Here is a 15,052-nt window from a genome sequence, read left to right as displayed (position 1 = left end):
GGCTGTGGTCTGACAAGGGGAGACACAGTTATGAAAAAACATATTTTGGTGGCAACTGACGGTTCGGAAACAGCCGGCAAGGCGATTGATCTGGCTGCGGAACTTGCGGCCAAGTTCGATGTGCCTTTGACAATTGGCCACATTCTGCATTTCGGTCGCCCGCCCGAAGAGCTGGCGCATATGGCCCGCGTTGAACATCTGGTAGAATCCGTGCGCGAAAAATCGGGCGCGGATTTTCCAAATGTGCCCGGCAATATAATGAAGCTTTTTGACGACAGTCGGCCGGGCGACAACGCGGTGCGGATCATAACCTTGATCGGGGATGAAATCCTAAAGCGTGGGGCCGACCGGGCCAAAGAATTGGGGGTGGATCAGGTGTCTACCCGCAGTGGTCAAGGCGACACCGCTGACACGATTTTGGACATGGCCGAAGACGTTGGCGCGGATATGATCGTGGTCGGGCATCGCGGATTGGGCCGGGTGCGGCGGATGGTCATGGGCAGCGTGGCGCAAAAGGTGGTGCAGCAGGCCGAGTGCACAGTCATCTCGGTGCGCTAGTGTTCTGCACCTGACGCAAGATGCCCGTGTGACGGCAAGCTTGAGGTCAGGAGGCAAGTTTTCCGAGTGGAAAGGTCCGATGACGGCTTTCCAGCCGCGGCGCAGACGTTGGAATGCGAAGCGCCTGCGCGGAGTCGAGGGCGAAGCCCGCCGCGCATCGCCGACGCGCCCCCACGCGGCGGCGATTTGGTGAGGCTGGGCGCATAGCTTTGATTTCGTTCGGATTTGGCTGATATAAAGTGCCCAGCCCCATCGTAGGTTCGCCACCGCGCGCGTCGGCAATGCGTGGTTTTATCCGGCGTCTGATCCATCCCGCAAAAGGTCCGCGGTGGCGCCACTTTGCATACCCCGCTCCCTGCGCACAGCTGACGCTCGTATCTTTGCTAAACGGTTGAAGCGCATCAGGGGCGAGCGGGGAAACTTGTGTCAGGTGCAGAACACGAGGGTCACATGAACGGGCGCGACCCGTCTGGTTCGGCTTGGCATGGCGGGCGTTCTGGTGTCACATGCGGCAAAGACCGGGCAGGAGGGGCGCATGGACTGGCGCGATCAGGGCATATTGCTAAGCGCGCGGACGCATGGCGAAACATCCGCGATCATCGAGGTGTTCACCCCCGAGCAGGGGCGGCATTCCGGGGTTGTGCGCGGCGGCACCTCGCGCAAACTGGCACCTGTGCTGCAGCCCGGTGCGCAGCTTGATCTGGCATGGCGCGCGCGGCTGGAGGACCACATTGGCACCTTCACGGTAGAACCTGTCCGCTCGCGCGCGGCGGCGTCGATGGGCGACCGGCTGGCACTTGCAGGTTTAAATTCCGTCTGTGCGCTATTGTTGTTTTGCCTGCCCGAACGCGAGGCGCATCGCAGGTTATACGATAAGACCGAGCAATTGCTGGACCTTCTGGGGCAATCCGATATCTGGCCGCTGGCCTATCTGAATTGGGAATTGGCCCTGCTGGAAGAAATGGGCTTTGGCCTTGATCTTAGCACCTGTGCGGTCATGGGCGCGCAGGCCAACGACCTAAGCTATGTGTCCCCGCGCAGCGGGCGGGCGGTGTCGCGGGCCGGTGCCGGAGACTGGGCAGACCGCTTGCTGCCTTTGCCGGCCTGCCTGTTGGGGGCGGGGCCTGCCCCGGATACCGAGGTGTTGGAGGGGTTTCGCGTGACGGGCCATTTTCTACAGAGCCATTTGGCCCCCGAACTGGGCCACAAGCCGCTTCCGGCCGCGCGGCAAAGGTTTGTAGATCGGTTTTGCCGTGTTGCGGGGCTTGATGCCGGGGGGGCAGCGGTGCCGTAGGCGGGCGGCGCGGTGGTCAGGTCACGTGCTGGGCCAAACAAGTTTGGTTCCGGCAGATTCTTCGCGCGGTGTCAGGCCAAACGCGGCGCGATAGCTTTTGGAAAAATGCGACGGTGACTGGAACCCACAGGCAATGGCCACGTCGATGACCGGCAAATCGGTTTGCATCAGCAATTGCCGGGCCTTTTCCAGCCGCAGTTGGAAATAATGCTTTTTGGGCGAAGTTCCTAGGTATTTGGAAAACAGCCGCTCCAGTTGCCGGGTCGAAAGTTCGACACAGGCGGCGATGTCTTGGGGGGTGATGGGCTCTTCCAGATTGGCCTCCATCAGCTCGACCGCTTGGGCAAGTTTCAGGTGTTTGACGCCGGTTTTGTTCAGCACTGAAATCCGCTGCGCATGCTGGGTGCTGCGCGGCATGGTATAGATCATCTGGTCGGCCACCCATCCGGCCAAGTCCTCGCCATAGTCGCGCAGGATGCGATGCAGCATCAAATCCATTGAAGCCGCACCCCCCGCACAGGTGAAAATCTTACCATCTTCGGTAAAGACGTTGTCGACCAGTTTGACCTGCGCCATGATTTCCGACAGCGATGCGTGATATTCCCAATGGGTCGTCACCTGACGCTCGTTCAGCAGGCCCGCCTTGCCAAGTGTATAGACCGCCGAGGATATCGCGCCGATGGTCACGCCAGACCGGGCTGCCCGGCGCAGCCAGTTGATCACAGGGGGCGTTGTGGCCTCGTCGATGTTTTCCCCGCCGACCACCACAAGCACATCATCACGCTTAAGAGGGATCAGCCCGGCATCGCAGGGCACGCGAAACCCGTTCCAGCCAACGGCATGGGTTTCACGTTCGTGCAGGATGTTCCACGTGTAGTAGGTGACATCGGAATGGTGGCGGTTGGCGTGGGCCAATGTTTCGACAGCGCAGTGAAACCCAAGCGGCGAAAATCCATCGAGCAACAGGAAAACGTAGTTTTTCGGGATCACATCGGCAGTCATCTAAAGGCACCTTGGCTGGCTCGCTGTGGCGTGGTGTCGCAGCGCTTAGCATGGCTGCCCCAGCCATGCGGCGTTGAATGCGGCATTCAATGCGTCTGTCACCGACATCCGGCGGCACCTGTGCGGGTATCACCGCAGCGCCAGAACCAAATCCACCAGCGATCCGATAGCTGCGCGATTGTCGTCGCGGTGGATTTCGCCCATCGACGCCATGCCCACCGCAGCCGCGCAAATGATGCGCGCCATCTCGGGATTGCCGATGCCGGTGTCTGCCAGCAGGGATTGGGCAAGCGACAGTCGCCACGCGTCAACCCGCGCAATCGCTTGCGCGGCACCCGTGTGCCCGGTGGCCCATGCGCGTATTGCCGGTTCGACCGCGAGATTATGTTTCGGGTCGGCAATATTTTGTGCCAGTGCGCGCAATTTGCTGACCGGTGTGGCCTCGCGGTCCAGTTGCGCCTGTGCACTGCTTTGGTCTTGGTCTTCCCATGCGCTCAGCAGGGCGGCGTGATAGTCTGGCACATCCTTGAAATGCCAATAGAAAGAGCCTTTGGTCGTGCCCAGTTTGCGGGCCAGAGGCTCGGCCTTGAGGGTGTCGGGGCCCGCCTCGGCAAGGGCAGTGAACCCGGTGGTCAGCCAGTCTTGGCGATCAAGGCGTTTTGAGGTTGCGGTCATGCGTCCACGATACGCCCCCGACCAAGGCGGGCGCAAGCCTGCGGTTGTCACAGTGGCGTGGTGGGCCATTTTGTCTTTCGTATGATGTTTAAAGGGGCAAGTGTCGGCAAACGCGTCGGTTTTGCGCATTCTTGTGTCGGCTGGACCCTGCGCGCTGAAACAGGCCTGATAAACAGGTGCTAACTGGCTACCCAAGGAGTCGCAGCCCATGAAGACCCATGTCAAAGCTCTTATCATCGGTGGCGGCGCCATCGGCACGTCAATCGCCTATCATCTGGCCAAGTTCGGTTGGGATGATGTCATGTTGTTGGAACGCGACGAGTTGACCAGCGGGTCAACCTGGCACGCCGCCGGATTGCTGCCGCTGTTCAACATGTCTTATGCGGTGACGCATATCCACGACTACTCGGTCAAGTTCTACAAGACGCTTGAAGAAGAAACCGGGCTGAACGCCGGGTTTTCGGTGGTTGGCAACCTGCGCATGGCGCAGACCGATGAACGCATGGACGAATACATGGTCTATGCGTCAACCGCAGAAACCGTCGGCGTCCCGTTCGAATGGATGACCCCGGCCCAGATCAAGGACCGCTGGCCGCTGGTCAATTGCGATGATCTGAAGGGCGCGATCTATCACCCGACCGATGGTTATATCAATCCGGCCGATGTGACGATGGCCATGGCCAAAGGCGCGCGCCAGCGTGGCGTCGCGATCGAACGTAAGTGGCAGGCCGATGCCTATCACTGGAACGGCGAGGCATGGGAAGTCACCTGCACCAAGATGGTGGAAAAGGGCGGCAACCTTGTGCCGTCGGAGGAACAGATCGTCATCACCGCCGAACATGTCGTCACCGCCACGGGCAACCACGCGCAGCGCACCGCGCGTCTGCTGGGCATCAAAAGCGCGGTCATCCCGGTCGAGCATCAGTTCATCGTGACAGAACCCGATCCGGCGTTGGTTGACTATCGCAAGACACATGGCGAACATCCGGTGCTGCGCGACGCGGATTCCAAATGGTATGTCCGCGAAGAGCGTGGCGGGTGGATCCTTGGCCCGTATGAGCTGAACGCGCCGGCTTGTTTCGAATATGGCGTGCCCGACAGTTTCCGCGCCGATCTGTTCCCACTGGATCTGGAGCGGATCGAAGAAGAATACATGTCGATGATCCACCGGATTCCCTCCTCGGAAACCGTGGGTCTGAAAGACGATTACAATGGCCCGATCGCCTACACGCCGGATGGTAACCCGGTTGTCGGTCCGGCGCCCGGCCTGCGCAACATGTGGCTGGCCGAGGGCTTTAGCTTTGGGATCACCGCCGCCGGTGGCACTGGCTATTACATGGCGCAGATGATGGTCGAAGGTGAGGCCGAGATCGACATGGCGTCGCTTGACCCCAAACGCTTTGGCGGGTGGACGACCACCGAATGGTCGGCGCGCAAATCCGAAGAAGCCTATGAGCACGTCTATATCCTGCATCACCCGGATGAAGAGCGTGAGAAGTGCCGCCCGCTGCGCACGGCCCCCAGCTATGACCGCCTGAAAGCACGCGGCGCACAGTTCGGTGTGGTCAACGGCTTTGAGCGGCCCAACTATTACGGCCCCGTCGATGCCCCTGCCGATTTCGACCACAACGCCCGCAGCTTCCGCCGTGGTGGTTGGTGGCAATATGCCGTGGACGAGGCCAAGGCCGTGCGCGAAGGCGCGGGCCTGATCGACGCGACGGCCTTTACCAAGCACACGGTCAAAGGGCCGGGCGCCACGGCGTTTCTGGATTGGTTCACCTGCAACAAGCTGCCCAAGGTCGGGCGGATCAACCTGACCTATGCGCTGACACCTGCGGGAACCACGCGCACCGAATACACCATCGTGCGTCTGGCCGAAGACAGCTATTACCTTGTGTCCTCCGGCGCGCTGACCGATTATGACGGGGATTACCTGCGCAAATGCGCCGAGGATAAAGCGCCCGAGTTCGGTTATATCGCGGTTGAGGACGTGACCACGCAATGGGGGGTCTTCGCCATTGCCGGGCCAAAATCGCGCGATGTGCTGAAAGAGGTGATCAAGGACGCCGACCCTGACACCGCCCTGTCGAACAAGCGGTTCCCGTGGCTCAGCCAGCGGGATATCGAACTGGGCATGTGCCCGGTGCGTGCGATCCGTGTGGCCTATACCGGCGAGTTGGGCTGGGAATTGCACCACCCGATCGAAATGCAGAACTACCTGTTTGACTTGCTGGAAGACGCTGGCAAAAAGCACGGCATGAAACTGGTGGGCGTGCGCGCTCAGAACTGGCTGCGCCAAGAGAAATCCTATCGCGCCTTCGGCAACGAGTTGGGCCGCGACGCCACCCCGCTTGAGGCTGATCTGCCGCGTTTCGTGGACCAGTCCAAAGAGTTTCAGGGCAAGGACGCGATGAACGACATCGGCGTGCGGTTCAAATGCATCACGGTGTTGATTGACGGGCCCGACGATGCCGACCCATGGGGCGCCGAGGCTCTGTATGATGGCGACACGCGCGTGGGCCGTCTGACATCGGGCGGCTATTCGGTGGCCTTTGGCAAGTCCATCGGCATGGGCTATGTCAGCCCCGAAAAGGCCGAACCGGGCACCAAGTTACAGGTCAAAATCCTCAACCAGCTTTGGGATGCCGAAGTCACCGAAGACAGCCCTTATGACCCCAAGAACGAGGTCATCCGAGTCGACGGGTAACCATGCACAGGCCGGGCCAAGCGCCCGGCCTTTTCATTCCGGCGCGTGCAATGCGTTTTGCAACGTGTCCCAACACTCCAGCGCCGCAGGCCGGATCGGATCGGCCAAGCGGATCATCCGCACATCCAGCATCAGGTCTGGCGTCTTCAGATCGGCGTGGGCCAGATGCCCTTGGGCCAAGGGCTGTTCTGCCACCGATTGCGGCAACCATGTGATGCCAAGCCCGTCCAGCGCGTATTGACAGGCGGCAAGGGTCAGCGCGGTTTCAACCTTCCGCACAACCGATGTTCCCGCAGGAAGGCGCGACAGAATACCCCGATCCAAAACCTGCCCCAGAAACACATCGGCGGGGTAGGCGATGATCGGCGCGGGCTGGCCCGGTTGTGTCTCGGCCAAACCCGGTGCGCAGACCGCAATCAAGGGTTCGGTGCCAATCGAAAGCTCGACAAAGGCACGGCTGTCGGCGCGGGGCGGGCCATGCGGTGAATCGTAGATCACCGCGATATCGACGTCACCCGTTACAAGTTGCGACAGGCAGTCCTCGCGATTGCCCGAGCGGATGCGCACCGTGTGCTCATCCGACAGGATCTGCACCAAGCGCGGCGAAACGGTGGTGGTGATGGCGTGCTGACAGGCCAACGCCACCTCGTGCCCAGTGCCGGTGGCCGATTGCCGCAACCCATCGCGCAAATGGCGCAGATCACGGACCATGCGGCGCATGTCGTCTTCGTAGGCGCGAATGTTTGGCAGCAGTTGCACCGGCTTGCGCGACCGGTCAAACAAGGGCGCGCCAACCCCGTTTTCGATGCTGCGAATGCGCCGGGTAAAGGCGGATTGGGTCAGGTTCCGGGCCTCTGCCGCGCGGGCAAGAGAGCCGGTATCAAGCACTGCGAGTATATCTTCCAGCCAATCCAGTCGCATGGGGTTTGTGTAGGGGGAGTGCCTATAAATTGCAATATTTGCACTTTGAGTTGCGAATTTCGAATTTGATGCCGGAACAAATGCCGGTTTACATGAGCGTAACGCATTATAATGAGGTCTGACCAATGCATCTTGCCCGCTTCCCACGCCACTTTCTGGCCCATCTGCCCACCCCTTTGGAACGTCTTGACCGGCTCAGCGCCGAATTGGGCGGGCCCGAGATTTGGATCAAGCGGGATGATTGCACCGGGCTTAGCACCGGCGGCAACAAGACCCGCAAGCTTGAATTCCTGATGGCCGAGGCCGAGGCGCAGGGCGCGGACATGGTGATGACCCAAGGCGCGACGCAATCGAACCACGCGCGCCAAACTGCGGCCTTTGCGGCCAAGCTGGGGATGCCCTGCCATATTCTGCTGGAAGATCGCACCGGATCGAACGATCCGAATTACAATCACAATGGCAATGTCTTGCTGGATCATCTGCATGGGGCCACCACCGAAAAACGCCCCGCTGGCGGTGATATGAACGCCGAGATGGAGGCCGTGGCCGACACGCTGCGCGCGGATGGCAAAAAGGTGTATACCATTCCCGGCGGTGGCTCGAATCCGACAGGGGCTTTGGGCTATGTGAATTGCGCGTTCGAGTTGCTCTCGCAAGTCAACGGCACGGGGCTGAAGATTGATCATATCGTGCACGCCACCGGCAGCGCAGGCACGCAGGCCGGTCTGATCACGGGCCTACAGGCGATGAATGCGCAAATCCCGCTTTTGGGCATCGGCGTGCGGGCCCCCAAGCCCAAGCAAGAGGAAAACGTGTATAATCTGGCCTGCGCCACCGCCGAAAAACTGGGCTGCGCCGGCGTGGTGCAGCGTGAAGACGTGGTGGCCAATACCGACTATGTCGGCGAGGGCTATGGCATCCCCACGGCAAGCGGGCTTGAAGCGATCCGCATGTTTGCCGAGCTTGAGGCGATTTTGCTAGATCCGGTCTATTCGGCCAAGGGCGCTGCGGGGTTGATTGACCTGATCCGCAAAGGCCATTTCAAGAAAGGCGAACGCGTGGTGTTTCTGCACACCGGTGGTGCGGCGGCGCTGTTTGGCTATGACGCGGCGTTTGATTTTTCGGATCGCTGGCACGCCCCGACCTGACCTGCCAGCAATCGAAAGGGCAGGCCAGTGGCCTGCCCGATCCTTGGTTTACTTCATGAATTTGCCAAGAATGTCGTCCATGACTGATCCGTCGCCATCGGCATCAAGCATATTCGTCAGCATGGACAGGTCCGGCCCGGACGTTTCACCGCCCTTGTTGCCGCCCAACAGGCCACCGATCATTCCCATCAGGCCGCCGCCCGAACCAGAGGCTGCCCCGCCGCCCAACATACCGTCGATGGCACTGTCAGGCATTTGCTTTTGCAATCCGCCTTGGGCCATCGCCGCCAATGCGGGCAGGAACTGGGCCACGGTGCCTTGATCCACTCCGGCACGGTCCGCCGCCTCGGCGGCCAGTCCTTCGGTGGCGGCGCGGTCGCCCAACAGTTGCTCTAGAAAGGATTGGCCCTGTGCCATCGCTTCGGGCGCGGCGGCCGCGCTTGGGGTGTCAAATAAGCCCGCCTGCGCCTCGCCTTTCATGGCCCCCAGAACGGTGTCTGTCTGGCCCTGTTCGGCGCGTTTCTTGGCCGCTTGACCAATCGCCGGGGCCAGCATCTTGGTCAGTTCCTGCGCCTTGCTTTCGTCCAGTCCAAATTGGCCTGCCAGCTGCGCAAGGCCCTGACCGCCGCCAGCCTGTTCCAACAATTTCATGATCGACATTCAAATTTCCCCTGTGCACTTTTTAAACTACGGGCACTCAACCAAATGCAGCCGCGCTTTATAAGGGGAAAAGGCACGGCCATCCTGCAAACCTGCGGCAAAGGCCACATGGTTACAGGGCGTAGCGCAAAAGATCGGCCACCGCGTTCGGGGCCAAAGGGCCATGGCCCCGTGCGTTTGCCTGTCGGCTTAGCGTGAGGGGCTTAGCTTTGTGCGCTGAGTTCGTCGTAGCAGGCCAAGGCTTTGGCCGCATACATCATCGACGGCCCGCCGCCCATCTGAAGACACATGCCCAAAACATCGCTGATTTCATCGCGGGTTGCACCGCAGCGGATCAGCGCCTCGATATGCAGGGCGATACAATCCTCGCATTTGGTGGCGACGGCAATCCCAAGGGCCACGAATTCCTTGGTTTTGAACTCCAGCGTGCCGCCTTCCTTGACCGATTTGCCAAGTGCGCCAAACGCCTGCGCTGTGTCGGGGATTGCCTTGTTCAAAGCACGCAAGTTTTGTCGCGTGTCGTTCAGTGTGTCAGACCATGTCATATTCGATCTCCAATATGTATTTACGCCCTCCTATCATGATCGCAGGCTGACACATTGATACAGATCAGAGTTTTCGCGTGGTCGGGTATTTTGGCGCGAACGCTTTAAAACGCTTTCTGGCTGACCAAGGCCAGATTGTTGGCGGGCATTTCCACAACGTCCACCAAATCCAGCCCGGCCTCGTGCAGCCAGTCGATGACGTCAAAATCGTCCTTGTAGCCGATCTCGGGGTCTTGCGCCCGCAGGCTGGCGTCAAAACGGGCGTCGCCTTCTGATGTGGCGTCACCATCGCGCAGGAACGGGCCATAGAGGATAAATCGGCCTTGCGGGGCCAAGGCTTTGGCGACCTCGGCAATCACGGTCTTGGCTTCGGGCGTGCTGATCAGGTGCATCAGGTTGACCAACAGGATCATATTCTGCCCGGCTTGTGCCGTGCCCCAGCCGGGGGCGGTGGCATCAAGTTCGATCGCCGGTCGCAGATTGGGGGCGTTGGCGGTGGTGGCCCATGCGTCGATGCTGGCGCGGCGGTCTGGATCAATATCCGAGGGCTGCCACTCCAGCCCCGGCAGGGCGGCGGCAAAGATGGCGGCATGTTGCCCGGTGCCCGCGGCCAGTTCCAGAACGCGGCCGGTTTCGGGGCCTTGATGGCGCAACAGATCAAGAATTTGCGCGGCGTTACGTTCGGCCGCTGGCGCGTGCAGCCGCGCGCCGTCACCCGGTGTCGCGGTCGAGGCCGTCTCGGGCAAATCACGACGTTGTGGCATATCAGACCTCTTCCAGTCGGTCGGTGGCTGGCGGTGGCTTCGGGCTCAGCGCAGAGAGCTGCGCATACAGATCGTCATTCATCGCAAAGTTAATCGCGTCCAGCGACGGCTGCAATTGCTGCGCGGATCGCGCCGACAGGATCGGCATGGGGCAGGCGGGGTGGCGGGCCGCCCATGCGGCGGCCAAGGTTGCAGGGTGGGTGTTCATATCCGCAGCCAGCGTTGCAAGGCTGCGCGCGGTGTCGTGCATCCAGTTTTGGCCATAGCGTGCGGCATAGCGGTCATCCTCGGTTAGGCGCCCGCTGCCGCCTGTTGCGTATTTTCCTGTCAATAACCCGCCCGCCAGCGGCGAATAGGGCGCGACGGCGATGCCTTCGCTTTGGCACATCGGCAGGATTTCAACCTCGGCCTGACGTTTCACAAGGCTGTACATCGGTTGCAAGATGGCGGGCTGCAGTCCGAATTCAGCCCCGGTGCAGGCGGCTTTCATCACTTGCCATGCAGCGAAATTCGACAGGCCCATGTAACGGATTTTTCCCTGATCGCGTAGGCCTGCGAAGGTCTCTAGCGTTTCGCGCAGGTCGGTGTCAGGATCGAACCGGTGCAGATACAGAATATCGACTTGGTCCATGTCCAGCCGCTTGCGCGACTGTTCCAGTTGGTCCAGCAGGTTCGCCCGCCCCGCGCCGCCGGTATAGCCCGCCTTGGTGGCAATGATCAGCCGGTCGCGCATCAGGGCCGCGAAACGGCCCAGCATCTGTTCGGCTGCGCCGTCGGTATAGACATGGGCGGTGTCGAAATGCGTGATGCCGGCATCAATGCAGGCGTCAAACATAGCGCGGCTTTCGGCCTCATCGGCGCGGCCACCAAATTGCATGGTGCCAAAGACAAAGCGGCTGGAAGGCGTGCCATCAGGCGAGGTGATCTGGGTCATGGGCAGAAAGTGGCACGGTTTCGAGAGGTTGGAAAGAGGGGGCTGTGAAAAGGGGTTAAGAGTTGGTTTTGAAATGACAAACCCCTGTATGCAACAGATTGGTAAACGTTGGTATTGCGTCGGTACTTTTCACTGCCTTTCGGCAGGCTAACAGAGCACACGGCTGGTTTTCTGCGGATTTGGGTTTTCGGGGGCTGGTAAATTGCCAGTTTCAGCCCCGGAGGGGATATTGGAATGCGAAGCGCCTGCGCGGAATCGGGGCGAAGCCCGCCGCGCATCGCCGACGCGCCCCCACGCGGCGGCGATTTGGTGACGCTGGGCGCATCGCTTTGATTTCGTTCGGATTTGGCTGACATAAAGTGCCCAGCCCCATTGTAGCGTCGCCATCGCGCGCGTCGGCAATGTGCGGCTTGATCCGGCGTCTGCTCCATCCCGCAAATGGTCAACCACGGTGCCACTTTGCAAACACTCCTCCCTGTGCATTGCGGCCCGTAGATGCGCGGCACGCTGCAAAGGTGGGCATGAATGCGCACCCTACGGGGTGTTGAGATCGCTGCCCTGTACCGCGCGGCCTAGCCTTTGGCGGTTGTGGGCAAGGGGGAGGGTTGGCTTTGTACCCCAATAAAAAGGCCCCGGTGCTGCACCGGGGCCAGAATTTGTGACCGGCGGCCTTACTGAGGGATTTCGGCGTTCAGACCTTCGACGTAAAAATCCATGCCCAGCAATGTGCCATCGTCCGCGGTTTCGCCGTCAGCCAACCAATCCGATCCGTCCTGCTTTTTCAGCGGGCCGGTGAACGGATGATACTCGCCCGAAGCAATTGCCTCTTTCAGGGCCAAAGCCTCGTCGCGGACATCCGCCGGGACGGCCTCGGTGATCTCACCGATGCCCACCATGCCGGGGCCAATGCCATCCCAGACTTGCTGGCTTGTCCATGTGCCGTCGATCACCGCTTGGGTGCGGGCGATGTAATAGGGCTTCCAATCGTCGATGATCGAACTCACCCGCGGGAAGGGCTTGTATTCGGCCATGTCCGACGCTTGCCCAAAGGTCACAACATCGCCGGCTTTTTCGGCGGCAGCCTGCGGCGCGGTGGAATCGGTGTGTTGCAAGATCACATCGGCACCCTGTTCGATCAGCGCGGTCGCGGCGTCGGCTTCTTTTGCGGGGTCGAACCACGTGTAGGCCCAAATGATCTTGAATTCGACATCGGGGTTGACCTTGCGGGCGTGGATGAACGCCGCGTTGATCCCACGGATCACCTCGGGGATCGGATACGAGGCGATGTAGCCGACGATATTCGACTTGGTCATCTTGCCCGCGATATGGCCCTGAATGGCGCGGCCTTCATAAAAGCGCGCCGAATAGGTCGAAACATTGGGCGCGGTTTTATAGCCGGTGGCGTGCTCGAATTTCACGTTGGGAAACTTCTTGGCCACGGCCAGTGTCGGATCCATGAACCCGAACGAGGTGGTAAAGATCAGATCGGCCCCGTTCAGCGCCATTTGCGTGATCGCGCGCTGTGCATCGGCGCCTTCGGGCACGCTTTCTTGATACACTGTTTCCACCTGATCGCCGAAATGCTCTTCGACGGCCAGACGCCCCTGATCGTGTTCATAGGTCCAGCCGCCATCGCCGATGGGGCCGACATAAATGAATCCGACCTTGGTTGTGTCGTCTTGGGCCTGTGCGCCCGCGGCGGTCAGGCCAAGCGCCATGACGGCGCCGGTCAGGATGGTTTTAAGGGTCATGTGTGGTTACTCCCGTGGTTGGTTGGCAGCGCCTCATTGCGAGGCATGAAAGATGCGGCCTAGCGATGCAGGCGCGCGGGACTTGTCGGCCGACATGATGACAAGAACCAAAATGGTGATCACATAGGGCGACATTGAAAGGTATTCGACCGGAATGGCCACGCCAGCGGCTTGCAGGTTCAATTGCAGCACGCTGACCCCGCCGAACAGCCACGCGCCCAGCAGGACACGGCCCGCCTTCCAACTGGCGAACACCACCAGCGCCAGCGCGATCCAGCCGATCCCGGCGGTCATGCCTTCGGTCCATTGCGGCACGCGCACAAGGCTAAGATAGGCCCCGCCGAGCCCCGCGCAGGCCCCGCCAAAGGCAATCGCCGCGATCCGCACGCGCACCACCTTGTAGCCAAGGGCATGGGCGGCATCGTGGTTTTCGCCCACAGCCCGCAAGATCAGGCCCGCGCGGCTGTATTTCAGCATCGCCCAAACCCCGGCGACCAGCGCCAGCGCGACATAGACCATCAGATCATGGGAAAACAGGATTGGCCCCAGCAGCGGGATATCGCCCAAGACCGGGATATCAAGTTTTGGCGTCGGCGGCGGTTTGACCCCGACATAGCCCTGCCCCAGCAAAGAGCTAAGGCCCAGCCCGAACAGCGTCAGCGCCAGCCCCGACGCGACGTGATTGGCCAGTGCCACCTGTGTCAGCAGCGCAAACAAAAGCGACAGCAGCGCGCCGCCGACGGCCCCGCCGATAAATCCAATCGCCGGAGAGCCTGTGCCTACCGCAATCGCGAACCCACAGATCGCGCCGGTGATCATCATGCCTTCGACCCCAAGGTTCAAAACGCCCGAGCGTTCAACGATCAACTCGCCAATCGCGGCCAGCAGGATCGGGGTCGAGGCTGCCATGATCGAGGCCAGCAACAGGATCGGGTTGATCGAGGACAGATCCATCACGCGGCCTCCGGTCGGCGCAACAGGCGCAGGCGGTAATTGGTCAGCACATCGACCGCCAAAAGGAAAAACAACAGCATCCCCTGAAACATCTGGATTGCAGCGGCGGGCAGGCCCAGATTGCCCTGTGCAATCTCGCCGCCGATATAGGTCAGGGCCATCAATAGCCCCGCCAATGCGATGCCCACCGGATGCAACCGGCCCAGAAAGGCCACGATGATCGCGGTAAAGCCGTAGCCCACGTTGAAATCAATGCTGACTTGCCCGGCGGGGCCGGAGACTTCGAACATGCCCGCCAGCCCGGCCAGCGCGCCCGATGTGCCAAGGCAGAACAGGGTCAAAAGCCCCGGTTTGACCCCGGCAAACCGCGCGGCGCGTGGGGCCTCGCCGCTGAGGCGGATTTGGTAGCCCAGCATGTGACGCCCGAGCAGGATATAGGCCGCGATCACCGCAACCAGTGCTGCAACCACACCCCAATGCAGCCCACTGCCGGTGATCAGGTCGGCGTTATGGGCGGCGGGGTAGTCTTGCAGGTTGCGGCTGCCGGGAAAGCCCATGCCGTCGGGGTTTTTCATCGGCCCAAGCGCCATGGCCGCCAGCAGTTGCTCGGCGACATAGACCAGCATCAGTGACACAAGGATTTCATTGGTTCCGAACCGCAGTTTCAAGACGGCGGGGATCATCCCCCATGCCCAGCCGCCCAAAGCGCCGGCCAGAGCCATCAGCGGGAAGACAAACCATGCGTCGAGCGGATAAAACGCCAGCGCCACGCCCGCCCCGGACAGGGCGCCGATGATATATTGCCCCTCGGCCCCGATGTTCCAGATGCCCGCCCGAAACCCGAGGCTGAGGCCGATTGCGATCAAGATCAGCGGCGCGCCTTTTACCAGAAGCTGGGGGCGGTAATAGAAGGCAAACTCGCCAAAAAGCGGCTCCCAGAAAATGGTGGCGATGGCCTCGACCGGGTTTTTGCCCAGCGCTGCGAACAAGGCCCCGCCGACCAGCATGGTGATGACTACCGCCAAAAGCGGCGAAAGATAAATCCAGCGGCGCGAGGGCTGGGGACGCTTTTCAAGTTGCAGCTTCATGGCAGGCGGGCCCGGATTTGGCAGGCGGGGCAGGGGGGCGCTGCCCCCGTC

At 61.0% G+C, this 15,052-nt stretch carries 14 protein-coding genes; 4 read left to right on the top strand and 10 right to left on the bottom strand.

What is annotated here, in order from left to right; genetic code table 11:
- Positions 1–30 precede the first annotated feature (30 nt).
- Positions 31–558, top strand: a complete 528-nt coding sequence (locus HAT86_RS09810; protein WP_167196590.1) for a universal stress protein — start codon at positions 31–33, stop codon at positions 556–558.
- Positions 559–1,093: 535 nt separating this feature from the next.
- Positions 1,094–1,852, top strand: coding sequence for a DNA repair protein RecO (gene recO / locus HAT86_RS09805; protein ID WP_167196587.1), 759 nt, complete (start codon positions 1,094–1,096; stop codon positions 1,850–1,852).
- Positions 1,853–1,873: 21 nt separating this feature from the next.
- On the opposite strand, the gene HAT86_RS09800 is transcribed toward recO, so the two are convergent.
- Together HAT86_RS09800 and HAT86_RS09795 are read right to left on the bottom strand one after the other, a co-directional pair.
- Positions 1,874–2,854, bottom strand: a complete 981-nt coding sequence (locus HAT86_RS09800) for a GlxA family transcriptional regulator (RefSeq protein WP_167196584.1) — start codon at positions 2,852–2,854, stop codon at positions 1,874–1,876.
- A gap of 129 nt (positions 2,855–2,983) precedes the next feature.
- Entirely contained in the window at positions 2,984–3,598 is a 615-nt protein-coding gene (locus HAT86_RS09795) for a TetR/AcrR family transcriptional regulator (RefSeq protein WP_231125875.1), read from the bottom strand.
- A gap of 139 nt (positions 3,599–3,737) precedes the next feature.
- Here HAT86_RS09795 and HAT86_RS09790 point away from each other — a divergent pair, with 139 nt between their 5' ends.
- Positions 3,738–6,236, top strand: coding sequence for a GcvT family protein (locus HAT86_RS09790; RefSeq protein ID WP_167196581.1), 2,499 nt, complete (start codon positions 3,738–3,740; stop codon positions 6,234–6,236).
- A gap of 33 nt (positions 6,237–6,269) precedes the next feature.
- On the opposite strand, the gene HAT86_RS09785 is transcribed toward HAT86_RS09790, so the two are convergent.
- Positions 6,270–7,157 carry a LysR family transcriptional regulator gene (locus HAT86_RS09785; RefSeq protein ID WP_167196578.1) on the bottom strand — a complete coding sequence of 296 codons (888 nt, stop codon included), beginning with the start codon at positions 7,155–7,157 and terminating at the stop codon, positions 6,270–6,272.
- A gap of 125 nt (positions 7,158–7,282) precedes the next feature.
- Between HAT86_RS09785 and cuyA the strand changes: the two genes are divergently transcribed.
- A complete protein-coding gene (cuyA, locus tag HAT86_RS09780) occupies positions 7,283–8,305 on the top strand; it encodes a D-cysteate sulfo-lyase (RefSeq protein ID WP_167196575.1) in 1,023 nt (340 codons plus the stop codon).
- A 48-nt stretch (positions 8,306–8,353) separates the two neighbouring features.
- Here cuyA and HAT86_RS09775 read toward each other — a convergent pair whose 3' ends face one another.
- The 7 genes from HAT86_RS09775 to HAT86_RS09745 form a co-directional block, all read right to left on the bottom strand.
- Positions 8,354–8,965 (bottom strand): DUF937 domain-containing protein, encoded by a 612-nt coding sequence (locus HAT86_RS09775; protein WP_231125874.1) that lies wholly within the window; start codon positions 8,963–8,965, stop codon positions 8,354–8,356.
- Between the two features lie 203 nt (positions 8,966–9,168).
- Positions 9,169–9,510, bottom strand: coding sequence for a carboxymuconolactone decarboxylase family protein (locus HAT86_RS09770; protein WP_167196571.1), 342 nt, complete (start codon positions 9,508–9,510; stop codon positions 9,169–9,171).
- A 104-nt stretch (positions 9,511–9,614) separates the two neighbouring features.
- Positions 9,615–10,274, bottom strand: coding sequence for a DUF938 domain-containing protein (locus tag HAT86_RS09765; protein WP_167196568.1), 660 nt, complete (start codon positions 10,272–10,274; stop codon positions 9,615–9,617).
- A 1-nt stretch (position 10,275) separates the two neighbouring features.
- Entirely contained in the window at positions 10,276–11,208 is a 933-nt protein-coding gene (locus tag HAT86_RS09760) for an aldo/keto reductase (RefSeq protein ID WP_167196564.1), read from the bottom strand.
- Positions 11,209–11,879: 671 nt separating this feature from the next.
- The gene (locus HAT86_RS09755; protein WP_167196562.1) at positions 11,880–12,959 is read right to left on the bottom strand and encodes a BMP family ABC transporter substrate-binding protein; all 1,080 of its coding nucleotides are present in this window, start codon (positions 12,957–12,959) and stop codon (positions 11,880–11,882) included.
- Between the two features lie 33 nt (positions 12,960–12,992).
- A complete protein-coding gene (locus tag HAT86_RS09750) occupies positions 12,993–13,913 on the bottom strand; it encodes an ABC transporter permease (protein ID WP_167196559.1) in 921 nt (306 codons plus the stop codon).
- Entirely contained in the window at positions 13,913–15,001 is a 1,089-nt protein-coding gene (locus HAT86_RS09745) for an ABC transporter permease (RefSeq protein ID WP_167196556.1), read from the bottom strand. The genes HAT86_RS09750 and HAT86_RS09745 overlap by 1 nt, the downstream gene beginning before the upstream one ends.
- Positions 15,002–15,052 lie beyond the last annotated feature (51 nt).

This window comes from Roseovarius gahaiensis (assembly GCF_011601345.1).
In the GTDB taxonomy this organism is placed as follows: domain Bacteria; phylum Pseudomonadota; class Alphaproteobacteria; order Rhodobacterales; family Rhodobacteraceae; genus Roseovarius; species Roseovarius gahaiensis.
This window is presented reverse-complemented; position numbering and strand designations above follow the sequence as displayed.